The organism is Cellulomonas sp. P4_H4 (assembly GCF_056400865.1).
Map to the genome: position 1 here is coordinate 780550 of NZ_JBFUKL010000001.1, position 15010 is coordinate 795559.

At 71.8% G+C, this 15010-nt stretch carries 14 protein-coding genes; 3 read left to right on the forward strand and 11 right to left on the reverse strand.

The window, feature by feature from the left end; genetic code table 11:
• Window positions 1-3 precede the first annotated feature (3 nt).
• A complete protein-coding gene (locus AC1DPN_RS03915; RefSeq protein ID WP_477083386.1) occupies window positions 4-1278 on the reverse strand; it encodes an MFS transporter in 1275 nt (424 codons plus the stop codon).
• A 54-nt stretch (window positions 1279-1332) separates the two neighbouring features.
• On the opposite strand from AC1DPN_RS03915, the gene AC1DPN_RS03920 reads away from it, so the two are divergent.
• Window positions 1333-1917: an ArsR/SmtB family transcription factor gene (locus AC1DPN_RS03920; protein ID WP_477083387.1), complete on the forward strand. Its 585-nt coding sequence runs from the start codon at window positions 1333-1335 to the stop codon at window positions 1915-1917.
• On the opposite strand, the gene AC1DPN_RS03925 is transcribed toward AC1DPN_RS03920, so the two are convergent.
• The 9 genes from AC1DPN_RS03925 to AC1DPN_RS03965 all read right to left on the reverse strand — a co-directional run bounded on the left by AC1DPN_RS03925 (window position 1907) and on the right by AC1DPN_RS03965 (window position 11572).
• On the reverse strand, window positions 1907-3157 hold the full coding sequence (locus AC1DPN_RS03925) for an ABC transporter permease (protein ID WP_477083388.1): 1251 nt from the start codon (window positions 3155-3157) through the stop codon (window positions 1907-1909). The genes AC1DPN_RS03920 and AC1DPN_RS03925 overlap by 11 nt on opposite strands.
• Complete coding sequence (locus tag AC1DPN_RS03930) at window positions 3154-3936, reverse strand: ABC transporter ATP-binding protein (protein ID WP_477083389.1); 783 nt, start codon at window positions 3934-3936, stop codon at window positions 3154-3156. Before AC1DPN_RS03930 ends, AC1DPN_RS03925 begins: the two co-directional genes overlap by 4 nt.
• Window positions 3933-4961 carry a permuted SH3 domain-containing protein gene (locus AC1DPN_RS03935; protein WP_477083390.1) on the reverse strand — a complete coding sequence of 343 codons (1029 nt, stop codon included), beginning with the start codon at window positions 4959-4961 and terminating at the stop codon, window positions 3933-3935. The genes AC1DPN_RS03930 and AC1DPN_RS03935 overlap by 4 nt, the downstream gene beginning before the upstream one ends.
• Window positions 4962-5240: 279 nt before the next feature.
• The gene (gene galK / locus AC1DPN_RS03940) at window positions 5241-6452 is read right to left on the reverse strand and encodes a galactokinase (RefSeq protein WP_477083391.1); all 1212 of its coding nucleotides are present in this window, start codon (window positions 6450-6452) and stop codon (window positions 5241-5243) included.
• The gene (gene galT, locus AC1DPN_RS03945) at window positions 6449-7648 is read right to left on the reverse strand and encodes a galactose-1-phosphate uridylyltransferase (protein WP_477083392.1); all 1200 of its coding nucleotides are present in this window, start codon (window positions 7646-7648) and stop codon (window positions 6449-6451) included. The genes galK and galT overlap by 4 nt, the downstream gene beginning before the upstream one ends.
• Window positions 7645-8481 carry a DeoR/GlpR family DNA-binding transcription regulator gene (locus AC1DPN_RS03950; protein ID WP_477083393.1) on the reverse strand — a complete coding sequence of 279 codons (837 nt, stop codon included), beginning with the start codon at window positions 8479-8481 and terminating at the stop codon, window positions 7645-7647. Before AC1DPN_RS03950 ends, galT begins: the two co-directional genes overlap by 4 nt.
• A 75-nt stretch (window positions 8482-8556) precedes the next feature.
• Complete coding sequence (locus AC1DPN_RS03955; RefSeq protein WP_477083394.1) at window positions 8557-9711, reverse strand: Mrp/NBP35 family ATP-binding protein; 1155 nt, start codon at window positions 9709-9711, stop codon at window positions 8557-8559.
• Window positions 9712-9732: 21 nt separating this feature from the next.
• A complete protein-coding gene (locus AC1DPN_RS03960) occupies window positions 9733-10293 on the reverse strand; it encodes a DUF1003 domain-containing protein (protein WP_477083395.1) in 561 nt (186 codons plus the stop codon).
• Window positions 10286-11572 carry a magnesium transporter MgtE N-terminal domain-containing protein gene (locus AC1DPN_RS03965; protein WP_477083396.1) on the reverse strand — a complete coding sequence of 429 codons (1287 nt, stop codon included), beginning with the start codon at window positions 11570-11572 and terminating at the stop codon, window positions 10286-10288. The genes AC1DPN_RS03960 and AC1DPN_RS03965 overlap by 8 nt, the downstream gene beginning before the upstream one ends.
• Before the next feature lie 152 nt (window positions 11573-11724).
• Here AC1DPN_RS03965 and AC1DPN_RS03970 point away from each other — a divergent pair, with 152 nt between their 5' ends.
• Together AC1DPN_RS03970 and AC1DPN_RS03975 are read left to right on the forward strand one after the other, a co-directional pair.
• Window positions 11725-12573 (forward strand): class I SAM-dependent methyltransferase, encoded by an 849-nt coding sequence (locus AC1DPN_RS03970; protein ID WP_477083397.1) that lies wholly within the window; start codon window positions 11725-11727, stop codon window positions 12571-12573.
• A gap of 53 nt (window positions 12574-12626) precedes the next feature.
• On the forward strand, window positions 12627-13283 hold the full coding sequence (locus AC1DPN_RS03975; protein ID WP_477083398.1) for a YflT domain-containing protein: 657 nt from the start codon (window positions 12627-12629) through the stop codon (window positions 13281-13283).
• Between the two features lie 195 nt (window positions 13284-13478).
• Here the strand turns inward: AC1DPN_RS03975 and AC1DPN_RS03980 are convergent, their stop codons facing one another.
• Window positions 13479-14993, reverse strand: a complete 1515-nt coding sequence (locus tag AC1DPN_RS03980) for an aminopeptidase P family protein (protein WP_477083399.1) — start codon at window positions 14991-14993, stop codon at window positions 13479-13481.
• Between the last annotated feature and the right edge of the window lie 17 nt (window positions 14994-15010).

Here is a 15010-nt window from a genome sequence, read left to right on the forward strand (position 1 = left end):
GCGCTAGACCTCCTCGGACGCTTCCGCCCGCTCAGCCGGTGCGGGCGGAGCGGCCGGGAGGTCTCGCATGCCGAGCAGCGGCGAGAGGAGCACCGGCAGCACGGACAAGGCGGTGAACGCGACGGCGACCCAGAGCGTCGGCTCGACACCGAGGTGCGTACCGAGCCAGCCGCCGAGCAGCCCGCCGATGGGGATGGTTCCCCAGACGATGAACCGGACCGAGGCGTTCATCCGGCCGAGCAGCGGCGGCGGGCACACGCGCTGCCGGAAGCTCACCTGTGCCACGTTGTAGAGCACGACGGCGAACGAGAACGTCACGCCACCGATGATGAGCACGAGGGCCGGTCGGAACGGCAGCACCGAGGCCAGCGGGGTCAGGGCGGCCGCGGGGACGGCGGCGAGCATCGAGAGGGGAACGAGGCGGGCCTCTCCGACCCAGTGCGCCATGCGACCGGCCACCACGGCGCCGACCAGGCCGCCGACCGCCGAGGCCGAGAGGACGGTGCCCCAGGCGGCCACGCCGAGGTCCAGGACGCGCAGGGCGTAGATGACGACGACAGCCGTCATCATCGCGTTGGCGAAGTTCCCCAGTCCCGTGGTCGCGACGATGCGCCGCAGGATCGGCTCGTGCACGACGAACGAGAGGCCCTCGCCGATCTCGGTGCGCAGTGGACGCCGCGTGTCCGGGTGGGGCGGGGTCTCGCGGTGCCGGATCCGTCCGACGGCGAACGCGGAGGTCACGTACATAACCGCGTTCACGCCGATGAGCACAGGTGCCGTGATGACCTTGAGCAGCAGTCCGCCGATGGCCGGTGCGGCCACGGTGGCAACCGACTGCGTCGCCTGGAGCTTGGAGTTGCCCTCGACGATGTGGTCCAGCCCGACCAGCCCCGGCACGTAGCTCTGGTGCGCGACGTCGAAGAACACCGACGCGACGCTGATCACCAGACCGGCCACGATGAGCAACGGCACGGACGCACGGCCGGTCAGGGCGGCAGCGACGACGATCGCGAGCACGGCCGCACGCACCAGGTCCGAGGCGACGAGCACCCGGCGCTTGCGCATGCGGTCCACCCACGCACCCGCGGGGAGCCCGATGACGAGGAACGCCGCAGTCTCGGCCGCCGTCAGCATGCCCATCTGCCACTCGGTCGCGGCGAGCTCCTGCACCGCGTAGATCGGCAGCGCGAGGCCGGTCAGCTGGACGCCGAACTGGCCGAGGGCGTCGCCCGTCCAGAGGCGGCGGAAGTCGGGATGGTGCACGAGGGACTGGCTCACAGCACTAGGATCAGCAACTGATTGGGAAAAGTCAATCAGTGAGAGGATCGGCTGGTGACGACGCACGAGACAGACGCCGACGCGGACGCGCGCGCCCTGGCCAGCACGCTGCGCATGCGGATCCTGCGGCTCTGCCTGGACGAGCCGATGACCAACCGCGAGCTGGCCGAGCGCCTCGGCCGGAACCCGGCGACCCTCCTGCACCACGTCCGCACGCTGGTCGATCGCGGGTTCCTCGCCGCGCAACCGGTCAGGCGGGGCGCGCGCGGCTCGCGCGAGGTGCCGTACCTCGCCACCGGGAAGTCGTGGCGGACACCCGGCCTCGAGGGATCGACCCGCATCCTCATCGACACGTTCCTCGAGGAGGTCGCGCTGGTCGACCCGAGCGAGGTCATCGCCACCCGGCTCGGCCTGCGGCTCGACCCTGCCGGGTACGAGGAGCTCGGCCAGCGCGTGTCGGCCCTCTTCGAGGAGTTCGCGGACCGCGCGCCGACCCCCGGGGGCACCCCGTACTCGCTCTTCTTCGCGCTGCACGAGGACGTGCTGCGACAGGCGCCACCCACCGCCACGACCTCGCCGACCGGGCCGATCGACGAAGCCGGGCCGATCGACGGCGCCGTGGGGGGTATCAGTACCTGATCGCGTCGATCACCCGCACGCGGACGGCGAACGAGGCCGGGATGATACCCGCCAGCGCACCGACCGCGGTCGCGCAGACCATGCCGATCACCGCGGCTGACAGCGGGAACGGTGGCATGTCCTGGATCCCCCCGCCGAAGACCCGGTCGATCGGGATGTTCTTGATGATCGCGACGGACAGGGTCACCCCGACCAGACCGGCGACGAACGTCGCGACCACCGACTCGAGCATCACACCGAAGAACACCCGTCCGGACGTCGCCCCGAACGAGCGTCGGATGCCGATCTCGCGGATCCGGTAGCGCACCGTCACCAGCGCGATGTTGACCAGCCCGAGCCCGCCGAGGAGCAGCGCCAGACCGCCGACACCGATGCCGACGTAGCGGGTCGCCCGGTCGAGCCCGCCGTTGTCGTAGTAGTTGTCCTGGACGTCGACCTGCCAGCCCGGCGCCACGGTCTGCATGTCCTGCGTGATCCGAGCGGTCAGCTCCGCCGACTGGTCCGTCGGCACCCAGAGGATGACCGAGGGAACCTGCTGGTTCATGGCCGCCGCCATCGACCCTTCGGCCGGCGCGGCACCGCCCGACTGGATGCCCGAGCCGTCGTCGCCGATCCAGCGGTGGTACTGGTCGTAGAGGACGAACGCCGTCGGCTCGGCACCCTGCCACTCGTCGCGCGTGACGCCGACGACCGTCGCGGTCACCGGTGCGCGGTCCCCGATCTCGACGGTCGGGTGGGCGGACAGGTCTGCCTGGCCGAGCGAGTCGAGGAAGGCCTGGTTCACGACGAGGGTCGGGGCCAGCGCGGTCTCGTCGACCTCCGTGAACCAACGCCCCGTGGTCGGGGCGATCCGGTTGATCGTGCCCAGATCGGTGTCGACGGTGCGGATCTGGATCGGCCGCCTGCCGTCGGGGAACCGGACGGGCACCTGCAGCCACGCGTCGCGGCTCGCGTACGTGATCGAGTAGCGGTCGAGCAGCTGGTCGAACGCGGTGTCCCAGTCGGCGGGCGTCGCCGCGGACTGGTCCTGCGGGTAGGCGCTCACGATCAGGCTGACGAGCCGGCCGTTCTGCCGGTCGGTCTGCTCCTGGGTCGCCTGCTTGAGCATCGCGATCACGGCCGTGACGCTCGTGATCGCGGTGACCGCGCACGCGACCCCGATGAGCGCGAGGAGCACGCGCAGCTTGTGGATGCGCAGCTCGTCCCAGGCCTCGACGATCGCGCCGACGATGCCGGTCACGAGCGCACCTCCGGCTCGGGCAGCCGGCGTTCGCTGGCCGCCGAGCGGTTGGCGACGAGCGTCGGTACGTCGCCCACCCAGTCGGACTGCGTGTCGAGCTGGATCGGCAGCAGGACACCTTCCGTCAGGCGGAACTGCCGCTCGGCGCGGCTCGCGACGGCGAGGTCGTGCGTGATGGTCACCAGAGCGGCGCCGGTCTGCGACGCGATCTCGTCGAGCAGGTCCATGACCGCACCGCCGGTCTCGACGTCGAGCGCGCCCGTGGGCTCGTCGGCGAGGATCACGCGCGGGCCGCGGACGAGCGCCCGGGCGATGGCGACCCGCTGCTGCTCGCCACCCGAGAGCTTGTCGGGCATGGTGTCGACGCGGTCGCCGAGGCCCACCCGTTCGAGCATCTCGGTGGCCAGCCTGGTGCGGCTCCAGAACTGACGCCCTCGGGCGTACAGCAGAGGAGCGGCGACGTTCTCGAGCGCGGTCCGCCCCGGCAGGAGGTTGAACTGCTGGAAGACGAAACCGAAGTCGCGACCACGCCTGCGGGTGCGCGTGCCGTTCGAGAGCCGGCCGATCGGCACGCCTTCGAGCAGGTACTCGCCCGTGGTCGGCGCGTCGAGCAGACCGAGGATGTTGAGCAGCGTCGACTTGCCGGTGCCGGAGCGTCCGACGACCGCGACGTGCTCGCCCGCGTCGACCGCGATGGTGACGCCCTGCAGGATGTGCAGCATCCGGTCGTCGGGCAACCGGATGGACCGGGTGACGTCGGTGAGCTCGAGCAGGGTCATCCGCCGCACACCGTCGGGTCGTAGTTCATGGCGCAGTCGACCGGTAGCCCTTGGCCGCCGGGCACGGGGATGAACTGCAGGACCGTGTCGCCCACGGCGAGACCCTCGGTGATCTGCACGTTCTTCCCGTCGGTCAGGCCGAGCGAGACCGCCTTCTTGGTGTTCTCCCCGTCCTGGTCGACCAGCCACACGTTCCCGGACTGGACCGTGCCCTGCACGGCCGAGATCGGGACGACGACGACGTCCGCGGCGGTGCCGTTCGTGATCTCCACGTTGGCTCCGAGGCCCGCGAACGCGGTGATGCCTGCGGGGATCGCGCACGAGACGGTGCCGCTCGAGGGTGTCGTGCCCCCGCCGTTCGGGTCCGGCTCGGCGCTCTGCGCGGTCGCCGCGGCGCCGACCCGCAGCCCGGTGCAGTCGAACGGCGCCGGGCCGCCGTTCAGGGTGACGCTGGCCTGCTGCGGCGCGCCGACGAGGCGGTACTGCTGGTCCGGGGTCAGAGTGCCGCTCACCGAGAGCGTCCCGGGCGACACGCTCGCGACCTCCGTGCCCACCGAGACCTCCTGGTCCTCGAGCGTGGGCAGGGACAGCGTCCCCGCGACCGGCGCCAGGACCACGACGGTCTCGACCTTGGGCCGGCGCTCCCGGGTGGTCACCTCCCCGGTCGCAGGGTCCGTGATCTCGACCGGGTCTTGCGGCGTCTCCTTGCGGACCTCCAGGATCGGCGTACCGACCGCGACGACAGCACCGTCCGCGACCAGCAGCCGGCTCACCGTGCCGGCGAGCGTGGCCTTCACGAGGACCGCGGGGTCGGCGACGACGGAGGCCTGGATGGTGACGGCGTTGGTGACGGTGCCGGTCTCGACCACGACCGTCGGCTCGACCGCCGCGCCCGTGGGCTTCAGCGACGTGTCCTGCGTGCTGACGTCCGCACCGGTGAAGGCGATCTTCACCAGGGAGACGGCGATGACCGCCCAGATCACCAGGCGGACGATCGGGAAGACGATCCTTCGGGTGACCCCCACGGTCGGACTCCTCGCGTCGATGGTTCTTGCGGGCGCGCCGGGATGCCCCCCCGGGTCGTGCTGGACTGCTGTCGAACGGGCACGTGAACGAGTACGCGAACGAGTACGCGGACGAGCGCCGCCGAGCTGCTGCCTGGACGGTAGCCACCGGGTCGGGGCCGACGAATCAGTCCCGAGGATGATCTCGACCACAACCGCGCGACAGACACTACTGCGTTGTGCGCGCTAGCGGGCGGAAATCGAACCTGATCGTGGTGCGGGCGTGTTGGAGGGTGAGCCTCAGGCAGCCGGAGCCTGTGCGGTCGCGACGAGGAACGCGGGTGCGTGCAGCCCAGCGTCGGCGAACGCGTCCGCCACGGCCTGGGCGACGGCTTCGACCTCGTCGGTCCGGACGAGGGCGATGGCAGACCCGCCGAAGCCCCCGCCGGTCATCCGCGCGCCGAGCGCTCCGGCCTGCACCGACGTCGTGACGACGAGGTCGAGCTCGCGGCACGACACCTCGTAGTCGTCGCGCAAGGACGCGTGCGACGCGTTCATGAGCGGTCCGACGGAACCGGCCTCGCCCGCGTCGAGCAGGGCGACGAACCACGTCACGCGGTCGATCTCGGTGACGACGTGCCGGACCCGCCGCACCTGGACCTCGTCGTCGAGCTTGCCGAGCGCCCACTCCATCCCGCGAGGGTCCGTGGTGATCTCGCGCAGCGTCTCGACGCCCAGGTGTGCGGCCGCCGCCTCGCAGGAGGCGCGCCGAGCGGCATACTGCCCGTCGACGAGCGCGTGCTCCGCCCGGGTGTCGACGACGAGCAGCGCCAGCCCTTGCGCCGCCAGGTCGAACGGCACGTGCCGGACCGAGCCGTCGAGGCAGTCGAGCAGCAGCGCGTGGCCCACCTGGGCGCGCAGCGAGGCCGCCTGGTCCATGCCCCCGGTCGGGGCGCCTGCGATCTCGTTCTCGGCGCGCACGCAGATCGCGGCGAGCGTAGCTCGGCCCGCATCGTCGGTCGGACCCGCGAGCCCGAGCTCGAACACCGCGTCCAGAGCGACCGCGACCGACGCCTCGAGGGCCGCGGACGACGAGAGGCCGGCGCCGTACGGCACGCACGAGTCCACGGCGACGTCGAAGCCCAGCACGGGCAGCCCGGCCTCGCGCATGGCCCACGCCACACCGGCGACGTAGGCGGCCCAGCCATCGACGGCACCCGGTCCGACGTCGCCCAGCCCGAGCTCACGCAGGTCGTTCGGCTCCTGCGCCGAGACGAGCCGGACCCGGTCGTCGTCGCGACGCCGCAGTGCCACGTAGGTCCGGTGGGGGAGCGCGATGGGCAGGCACAGGCCGCCGTTGTAGTCCGTGTGCTCCCCGATGAGGTTGACCCGGCCCGGAGCCGACCACGTGCCGTCCGGCGTCGTGCCGAATCGCTCCGTGAACAGTGCCCTGGCCCGCTGGTTGCCCTGCTCACGCGTCCACGCGTCGACCCAGGCGACCTCCCCCGTCACGCGAGCTCCTGCAGACGAGCCGCGATGCGCTCCGGGGTGGTGTCGCTGATCCAGGCGCCGACGCCCGACTCGACGCCCGCGAGGTACTTGAGCTTGCCGGGCGCGCGCAGCACCGAGAAGAGCTGCAGGTGCAGTCGGGAGACGTCGCGCCCCTCGTGCACGGGCGCCTGGTGCCAGCCGGAGATGTAGGGCAGCGGGATCGCCTCGCCCTGCGGGCCGACGAAGAACCGGTCGAGCCGCTCCAGCAGCGTGAGGTAGGTGGTCGCCAGGTCGTCGCGCTCCTCGTCCGTGAGCGCCGGCAGGTCGGGGACGTCACGGCGCGGCGCCAGGTGGACCTCGACGGGCCAGCGGGCGGCGAACGGCACGTACGCCACCCAGTGCTCCGACTCCAGCACGATCCGCTCGCCGTGCTCGAGCTCTGCGTCCAGGACGTCGCGGCCCAGCAGCCGACCGGTGCGGTCCGAGTAGGCCGTCGCCTCGGCGAGCATCGCCTGCGTCCGGGGGGTGACGTACGGGAAGGCGTAGATCTGCCCGTGCGGGTGGTGCAGCGTGACGCCGATCTCCTTGCCGCGGTTCTCGAAGATGAAGACCTGCTCGATCCCGGGCAGTGCTCCGAGCGCCTCGGTGCGCTGCGTCCACGCCTCGACGATCGTGCGCATGCGCCGGGGCCCGACCGTGCGCAGTGACGCGGTCGGGTCCGACGAGAAGCAGATGACCTCGCAGCGGCCCGCGGCCGGGCGCACGGTCCACAGCGGCTCGTCCGAGCGCAGCGTCGGGGCGTCGGGGACGCCGGGCACCGCCAGCAGCGACGGGAACCGGTTCTCGAACACGACGACGTCGTAGTCCTCGGCCGGGATCTCGCCGTCCTGGTACGGCGCTCCCGGCTTCGCGGGCGCGAGCGGGTTGGCCTCGGCCGGGGGCAGGAACGTGCGGTTCATCCGGTGCGCGGCCATGGGGATCCACTCGCCGGTCAGCGGGTCACGACGCAGCTCGGGCCCGGTGACGGGGGCGGCGACGCCGTCGGGGCCGACGACCGGCGCGAAGCGGTCCGGCAGGGGCCTCGGGTCGTCCAGGCGGCGAGTCTTGGCGCCGGAGACGTAGGGCTCGCTGTCGTCGAAGTAGAGGAGCTCCCGGCCGTCGGCGAGACGTGTGCTGGTCAGGCGGACGGGCGGGGTGGGCGCGTCGTGCGTCGTCACGTAGAAGCTCCAGGCTGAGGGTCAGAGGTCGTGCTCGTCGGCGAGCCGTGAGGGCCCACGGAGACGAGGCGGAGCTGGGTCGCTCCACCCGCCAGCTGCCGACGTGCGTCGGGGGACAGGGAGTCGTCGCTGATCAACGTGTCGACGTCGTCCAGCGGCACGATGCGGGCGAGGCCCACGACGCCCCACTTGGTGTGGTCGGCGAGGACCGTCGTGACCGCGGCGCAGGAGATCAGGGCGCGGTCGGTGGCGGCTTCGGCCAGGTTCGGGGTGGTCAGACCGGCGGCGTCGATGCCGTGCACGCCGAGGTAGGTGCGGTCGACGCGCAGGCTGGCCAGGGTCGAGTCGGCGACGGGGCCGACCAGCGCGTCCGACGGCGTGCGCACGCCACCCGTGAGGATGACCTGGATGCCCGTCGCGGTGTGCAGCACGTCGGCGATCCGCAGGCCGTTCGTCACGACGGTGAGCGGGCGCAGCGCGGGGTCCGACGCGATCAGCTCGGCCAGCAGGTACGTGGTGGTTCCGGCGGACAGGGCGATGGCCTGGCCGGGCTCGATCGTGGCCAGGGCGGCCTCGGCGATGGCGGTCTTCTCCGCGCCGGCCCAGCCGCGCTTGGCGTCGAACCCGGGCTCGTCGGTCGGACGACCGGGGGCGTCAGGCGCCACGGCCCCGCCGTGGACGCGTCGGACGAGGCCGGCGCGGGCGAGCTCGGCGATGTCCCGGCGGACCGTCATGTCGGAGACGTCGAGGCTCTCTACCAGGTCCGCTACACGGGCGGCCCCGTGCGCGCGGACTGCTGCGAGGATGCGCTCCTGGCGCTGCGTAGCGAGCATGTGAACATCATCACACGAGATCGAACAGAAACCAACGTGGTCGGTCGATGAATCGCCCGACGAGCGGGTGAATTTTCAGTGTGCCGCCGGGGAGAGCCCCAGTGATCGCCCTGCGAGGCCACGACGTCGTGCTGCGAGGGAGCGGGCCACGCTGCGCAAGATCTGAGCCGCAGGTGAGTCCGGTTCGGACAGTACCACTGGGTGGCCGCCGTCTCCGGCCTCTCTCAGACGCATGTCCAGGGGCACCTGACCGAGCAGCGGGACGTCGCGGCCGGTGAGGGTCGACAGGTTGTCCGCCACGCGCTGTCCGCCACCAGATCCGAACAGCTCCAGCCGCGACCCGTCGGGCTGCTCCAGCCAGGACATGTTCTCCACCACGCCGACCACGTTCTGGCGCGTCTGCACGGCGATCGAGCCGGCGCGCTCGGCCACCTCGGCGGCCGCGACCTGCGGCGTCGTGACCACCACGAGCTCGGAGCTCGGCAGCAGCTGGGCGACCGAGATGGCGATGTCGCCCGTGCCGGGCGGGAGGTCGAGCAGCAGCACGTCGAGGTCGCCCCAGAACACGTCGGCCAGGAACTGCTGCAGTGCGCGGTGCAGCATGGGCCCGCGCCAGACGACCGGCTGCCCCGGCGGCACGAACATGCCGATCGAGACGACCTGCACGCCGAAGGCCTCGGGCGGCAGCAGCATGTCGTCGACCCGCGTGGGCTGGCGGGTGACGCCGAGCATCCGGGGGATCGAGAAGCCGTAGATGTCGGCGTCCACGATGCCGACGCGCAGTCCGTCCGCTGCCATCGCCACCGCCAGGTTGGCCGTGACCGACGACTTGCCCACACCACCCTTGCCCGACGCGATCGCGAAGACCTTCGTCAGCGACTGCGGCAGGGCGAACGGGATGACGGGTTCGGTCCCGGGGCCGCGCAGGAGGGTGCGCAGGTCGGCGCGCTGCTCCTTGGACATGACTCCGAACACCACGTCGACCGTGCCGACACCCTCGACGGACGCGGCGGCGGCGCTCACGTCACGCGTCAGCGTGTCCTTCAGCGGGCAGCCGGGCGTGGTCAGGTCGATGCCGACGACCACGTGCCGGCCGGCGGGTGACGTCCCGGCGACCTCGATCGAGCGGACCATGCCGAGGTCGGTGATCGGCCGCTTGATCTCCGGGTCGAGCACGCCGGCGAGTGCCGTGCGGATCGCATCGGTCAGCGGGTCGGTCGGTTCGGGCATGCGCCCATCGTAGGTTGGCGATCAGGTGCGAGGAGACCGCCGGGACTTCTTCGGCTCCTTGTCGGCGGCCTCGCGCTCCGCCCCGGCCTCGCCCTTGTCGTCGTCGCGCTCCGCGGCCATGTCCTCGAGCAGGTTGCGCAGCTCGGATCGGATGAAGTCGCGGGTGGCCACCTCGGACAGCGCGATGCGCAGGGCGGCCATCTCGCGCGCCAGGAACTCCGTGTCGGCGAGGTTCCGCTCCGAGCGCTGGCGGTCCTGCTCGGCCTGCACGCGGTCGCGGTCCGTCTGCCGGTTCTGCGCGAGGAGGATGAGCGGGGCGGCGTAGGAGGCCTGCAGCGACAGGACGAGCGTCAACGCCGTGAAGCCGCGTGCGGCGGAGTCGAACTGCGGCCGGTCAGGACCGATGTCGACGTTCCAGAGGATCCACGCGACGCAGAAGATCGACAGCCAGATGATGAACCGCGGCGTGCCCAGGAAGCGGGCGATGCTCTCCGAGATCTTGCCGGACGCGTCCTCGTCGATCTGCGGGCGGCGGATCAGGACGCGGCGCGTGCTGCGCGGGGTGTCGAGGCGCTCAGGCACGGCGCACGCCCATGTCCTGCGGCATGGTGCCGTCGTCGTCCGTCTCGCGCCAGTCCTCGGGCAGCAGGTGGTCCAGCACGTCGTCGACCGAGACCACGCCGAGCAGGCGCTTCTCGGCGTCGACGACGGGCAGGGCCAGCAGGTTGTAGGTGGCCAGCTGGCGAGTCACCGCGAGCAGAGGGGCATCGACCTCGAGCGCCTCGATGTCGGTGTCGATGATCGAGCCGATCGACTCGTGCGGCGGCTCGCGCAGCAGCCGCTGCAGGTGCACGACACCGATGAACCGTCCGGTCGGCGTCTCCAGCGGGGGCCGCGCGACGAACACCATCGACGCGAGCGCGGGCGTGAGGTCCTGCCGGCGGACGTGCGCGAGGGCTGCGGCGATCGGGGTCTCCGGACCGAGGATCACCGGCTCGGTGGTCATCAGACCGCCCGCGGTGTTGTCCTCGTACGCGAGCAGGCGCCGGACGTCCTTGGCCTCCTCGGGCTCCATCAGCTCGAGGAGCTCGGCCTGCTGGTCGTCCGGCAGCTCGTTCAGCAGGTCCGCCGCGTCGTCAGGCTGCATCGCCTCGAGGACGTCGGCCGCACGCGTGCGCGCCAGCCCCTGCAGGATGCCGACCTGGTCGTCCTCGGGCAGCTCCTCGAGCACGTCCGCGAGGCGCTCGTTGTCGAGCGCGCTGGCCACCTCGAGGCGTCGCGTCAGCCCGAGGTCGTGCAGGACGTCCGCCAGGTCGGCGGGCTTGAGGTCCTCGTACTGCGCGAGCATCAGCTCGGCGCCCTGGGCGGCCGTGGCCTGCGCGAGTCCCGTGACCTCGTCGACGGAGACCAGCAACGTCTCCCCGCGGCGGCGCAGGATGCCCGAGCGTCCCGCCGGACGGCGCCGCACGAAGAGCTTGGAGATCACCCAGTCGCCGTTGCGCTGCAGCTCGATCGCGACGTCCTCGATGGACGCGACGCCGGACCCGTCGACGAACTCCACCGTGCGGTCGAGGAGCTCCCCGACCGCGAGCGTCTCGAACGCGCGCTGCTCGAACCGGCGCATGTTCACCAGGCCGGTCGAGATGACCTGACCGGCGTCGACGGACGTGACACGCGTGAGCGGCAGGAACACCCGGCGACGGCTGCCCACTTCGACCACGAGCCCGACGGCTCGGGGCGCACCCTTGGGACGCACCAGCACGACGACGTCGCGCACACGTCCCACCTGGTCACCCAGGGGGTCGAACACGCTGGTCCCGGCAAGGCGCGCGACGAACACCCGGGTCCCGACGCTGCTCACGTCGGTCAGCCTAGACCGGCGCGCCGACGGGGCACGCCCTCACGGCGCGGCACACGCCGATCCGATCCGGTCCGCGCAGCGTCTGCCCGCGGTGCCCCGCTGTCGCTTAGGTTGCAGGTGCACGACGACCCAGGACCCGTGGAGGGAATCGCGTGAACGAAGAAACCGCCGCGTCGACTGACCAGGACTGGCTCTTCGAGAACGACGGCTACTGCGCGTGCTGTCGCCACCTCACCACGTTCCGCGCGCACCAGGAGTGGCTGCGAGACCACTACGTCTGCGGCGTGTGCGGCTCGATCCCGCGACAACGCCACCTCCAAGCCGTGCTCGACGACCAGTTCCCCGGCTGGGAGGCGCTCCAGATCCACGAGTCGTCGCCGTCGAACGACTACATCAGCAGGTTCGCCCAGCACTACACCAGCTCGCAGTACCTTCCCGAGGTCGCCCTCGGAGCGGAGGTCGACGGCATCCGGTGCGAGTCCGTCGAGGAGCTGACGTTCGCCGACGGGACGTTCGACCTCGTCGTCACCCAGGACGTCCTGGAGCATGTCTTCCACCCCGAGCGGGCCGTCGCCGAGATCCACCGGGTGCTGCGCCCCGGCGGCGCGCACGTGTTCACGACGCCGAAGTTCCGCGGGCTCGACGAGACGAAGCAGCGTGCGCGTCTCGCGTCGGACGGCACGGTCGAGCACCTCCGTCCGGCTCAGTACCACGGCAGCCCGGTGGGGGACCACCGTGCGCTGGTCACCTACGAGTACGGCCAGGACTTCGAGGACCTGCTGTCGCGGTGGACGGGCGGGACGAGCGTCACCACCGTGAACACAGTCGACCGGTCCCGCGGCATCGACGCGATGCACAACGAGGTCTACGTGATCCGCAAGGTCGACCGGAGGCGCCCCGGCCGCTTCGCGCCGGTCACCCAGCCTGCTCGGGCGCTCGTCGGGGGGATCGGACTGGTCGGCGGCAAGGCGTGGCACAGGCTCGCGCACCGACGGGGCTGAGCGGGGCCGCTTCGGGCCTGGCTATCGCCGGACGCGTGGGAGAGGATCGCCGCATGTCGTTCCCCGGCGCAGCGCGCACCCCGCGCGACCAGACGCAGCCGCAGGGGGAGACCGTCGCGGCCTACGACACCTACGCCCAGGCCCAGAGGGCCGTCGCGCACCTCGCGGACAAGGACTTCCCGGTCCGGCTCGTGACGATCGTCGGCGCGGACCTGCGGATGGTCGAGCGTGTCACCGGTCGCCTGTCCTACCCGCGGGCCGCGCTCGGCGGATTCCTCACCGGAGCGTGGCTCGGCCTGTTCGTCGGGCTGCTGCTCAGCCTGTTCTCCGAGGCGGGCTCCGGCACACCGATCCTGTCGGCGATCCTGATCGGCGGCGCGTTCGGGATGCTCTTCTCGGTGGTGACCTACTCGATGACGCGCCGTCGGCGTGACTTCACGTCCACGAGCCAGATCGTCGCGTCGTCCTACGCCGTGCTGTGCAAGGCGGAGCAGGCGAACAAGGCGCGCAACCTCCTCCGGGAGATCGGCGGCGTGCAGTCCGGCTGGCCCGCACGCCCCGTCCCTCCCACGCCCGTCACCACCACAGCGTCGCCGGGTCCGTCGGCTGCGTACCCGCCTGCCGCACCGCAGGCGCCGCCGGTCGAGGACGAGAAGCCCGCACCACCCGCTCCGCCGAGCGGACCGCCCTCGCCGCCTGCCGCGCCCTGACCCGCGCCGCCCGCCGCTCCGCGGACGTCAACGGAGGTTCGAGCGTCGGCGCGTCGGGCAGGGCGCTGCGGATGTCGCCGTGCGCGAACTTCTGGAACAAGAGAGCGGAAAGTCCTTCCACCGTGTGCCTCCCGGTGCTAGCGGGACGTGGATCGTCCCGGCGCAGGGGTGACGCGCGACGGCGGGCGTGCTCGACTACCCGTTCAGAAGTCCGTCCATCCACGCCTCGACCTCGTCGGGGTCGCGCGGAAGTGCGGCCGAGAGGTTCTCGTTGCCGTCCGCGGTGATCAGCACGTCGTCCTCGATGCGCACACCGATGCCGCGGTACTCCTGCGGAACCAGCAGGTCGTCGGACTTGAAGTACAGGCCCGGCTCGATCGTGAACACCATGCCCGGCTCGAGCACGCCGTCCAGGTACAGCTCGGCCCGCGCCTGCGCGCAGTCGTGCACGTCGAGGCCCAGGTGATGGCTCGTCCCGTGCACCATCCAACGGCGGTGGTGCTGGTTCTCGGGCAGCAGCGACTCCTCGGCGGAGACCGGCAGGAGACCCCACTCGGAGAGCCGCTCGGCGATCACCTGCATCGCCGCAGCGTGCACGTCACGGAACTTCGCACCCGGCACGGCGGCCGCGAGACCGGCGTCCGCGGCGTCCAGGACGGCCTGGTAGACGCGGCGCTGCACCTCGGTGAACGTGCCGTCGATCGGGAGCGTCCGCGTGATGTCCGCCGTGTAGAGGGAGTCGACCTCGACGCCCGCGTCGATGAGGACCAGCTCGCCTGCGCGTACCTTGCCGTCGTTGTCGGTCCAGTGCAGCGTCGTGGCGTGCTCCCCGGCGGCGGCGATCGTCTCGTAGCCGACCGCGTTGCCCTCCTGGCGCGCGTGCCCGACGAGCGTGCCCTCGATCACCCGCTCGCCACGCCGGTGCGCGATCGCCTCGGGCAGCCGCCGCACGACCTGCTCGAAGCCGTCGATCGTCGTCGCGACCGCGAGGCGCATCTGCTCGACCTCGTGGGCGTCCTTCACCAGACGCAGCTCCGAGAGCGCCTCGGCCAGCACCTCGTCGCGCACTCCGGCCTGCTCGGCCGCGCGGATCTCGTCGACCACGGCCTCGATCGCCTCGTCGACGTCGGGCACGACGCGCAGCTGCACGCCGTCCACGCCCACGTCCTTGGCCAGCGCGTCGCGCAGGTCGTCGACGTGCGCGGTCCGGACACCCGTCAGGGTCTCGATGTCCTCGAGCGACGGCCGCGCGCCCACCCAGAACTCGCCGTAGCGGGCGTCGGAGAAGAACTCCTCCGTGTCGCGGCCCGCGAGCGGCCGGATGTACAGGACCGCCTCGTGGCCGCTGCCGTCGTCGCCCGTGCCGTCCTGGACCGGGTGCAGGACCAGGACCGCATCGGGCTCCTGCTCGACGCCCAGGCCTGTGAGGTGCGCGAACGCCGAGTGGGGGCGGAAGCGGTAGTCGGTGTCGTTGGAGCGCACCTTGAACGTGCCGGCGGGGATCACCAGGCGTTCACCGGGGAACCGGTTCGAGATCTCGCCGCGTCGGGCCGCGGTCGCGTCGGCCGCGGGACCGCGCACGACGTCGGACGCGGGCCGGTCGCCCCAGCCCGAGGTGATGAACCTGACGAACTCGGCGGACGACGGTCGCTGCGACCTGTTGGACGCACGGTCTGCCAGCGACTGCTCGGTGGTGCTCTCCTCGCTCATGGGCTCATCTTCCCACC

What these genes read in the sequence shown, in the direction of transcription:
- AC1DPN_RS03930 (WP_477083389.1), bottom strand. Translation starts at nt 3,936, where the DNA reads ATGACCCTGCTCGAGCTCACCGACGTCACCCGGTCCATCCGGTTGCCC.
- AC1DPN_RS03950 (WP_477083393.1), bottom strand. Translation starts at nt 8,481, where the DNA reads ATGCTCGCTACGCAGCGCCAGGAGCGCATCCTCGCAGCAGTCCGCGCG.
- AC1DPN_RS03955 (WP_477083394.1), bottom strand. Translation starts at nt 9,711, where the DNA reads ATGCCCGAACCGACCGACCCGCTGACCGATGCGATCCGCACGGCACTC.
- AC1DPN_RS03975 (WP_477083398.1), top strand. Translation starts at nt 12,627, where the DNA reads ATGTCGTTCCCCGGCGCAGCGCGCACCCCGCGCGACCAGACGCAGCCG.
- AC1DPN_RS03980 (WP_477083399.1), bottom strand. Translation starts at nt 14,993, where the DNA reads ATGAGCGAGGAGAGCACCACCGAGCAGTCGCTGGCAGACCGTGCGTCC.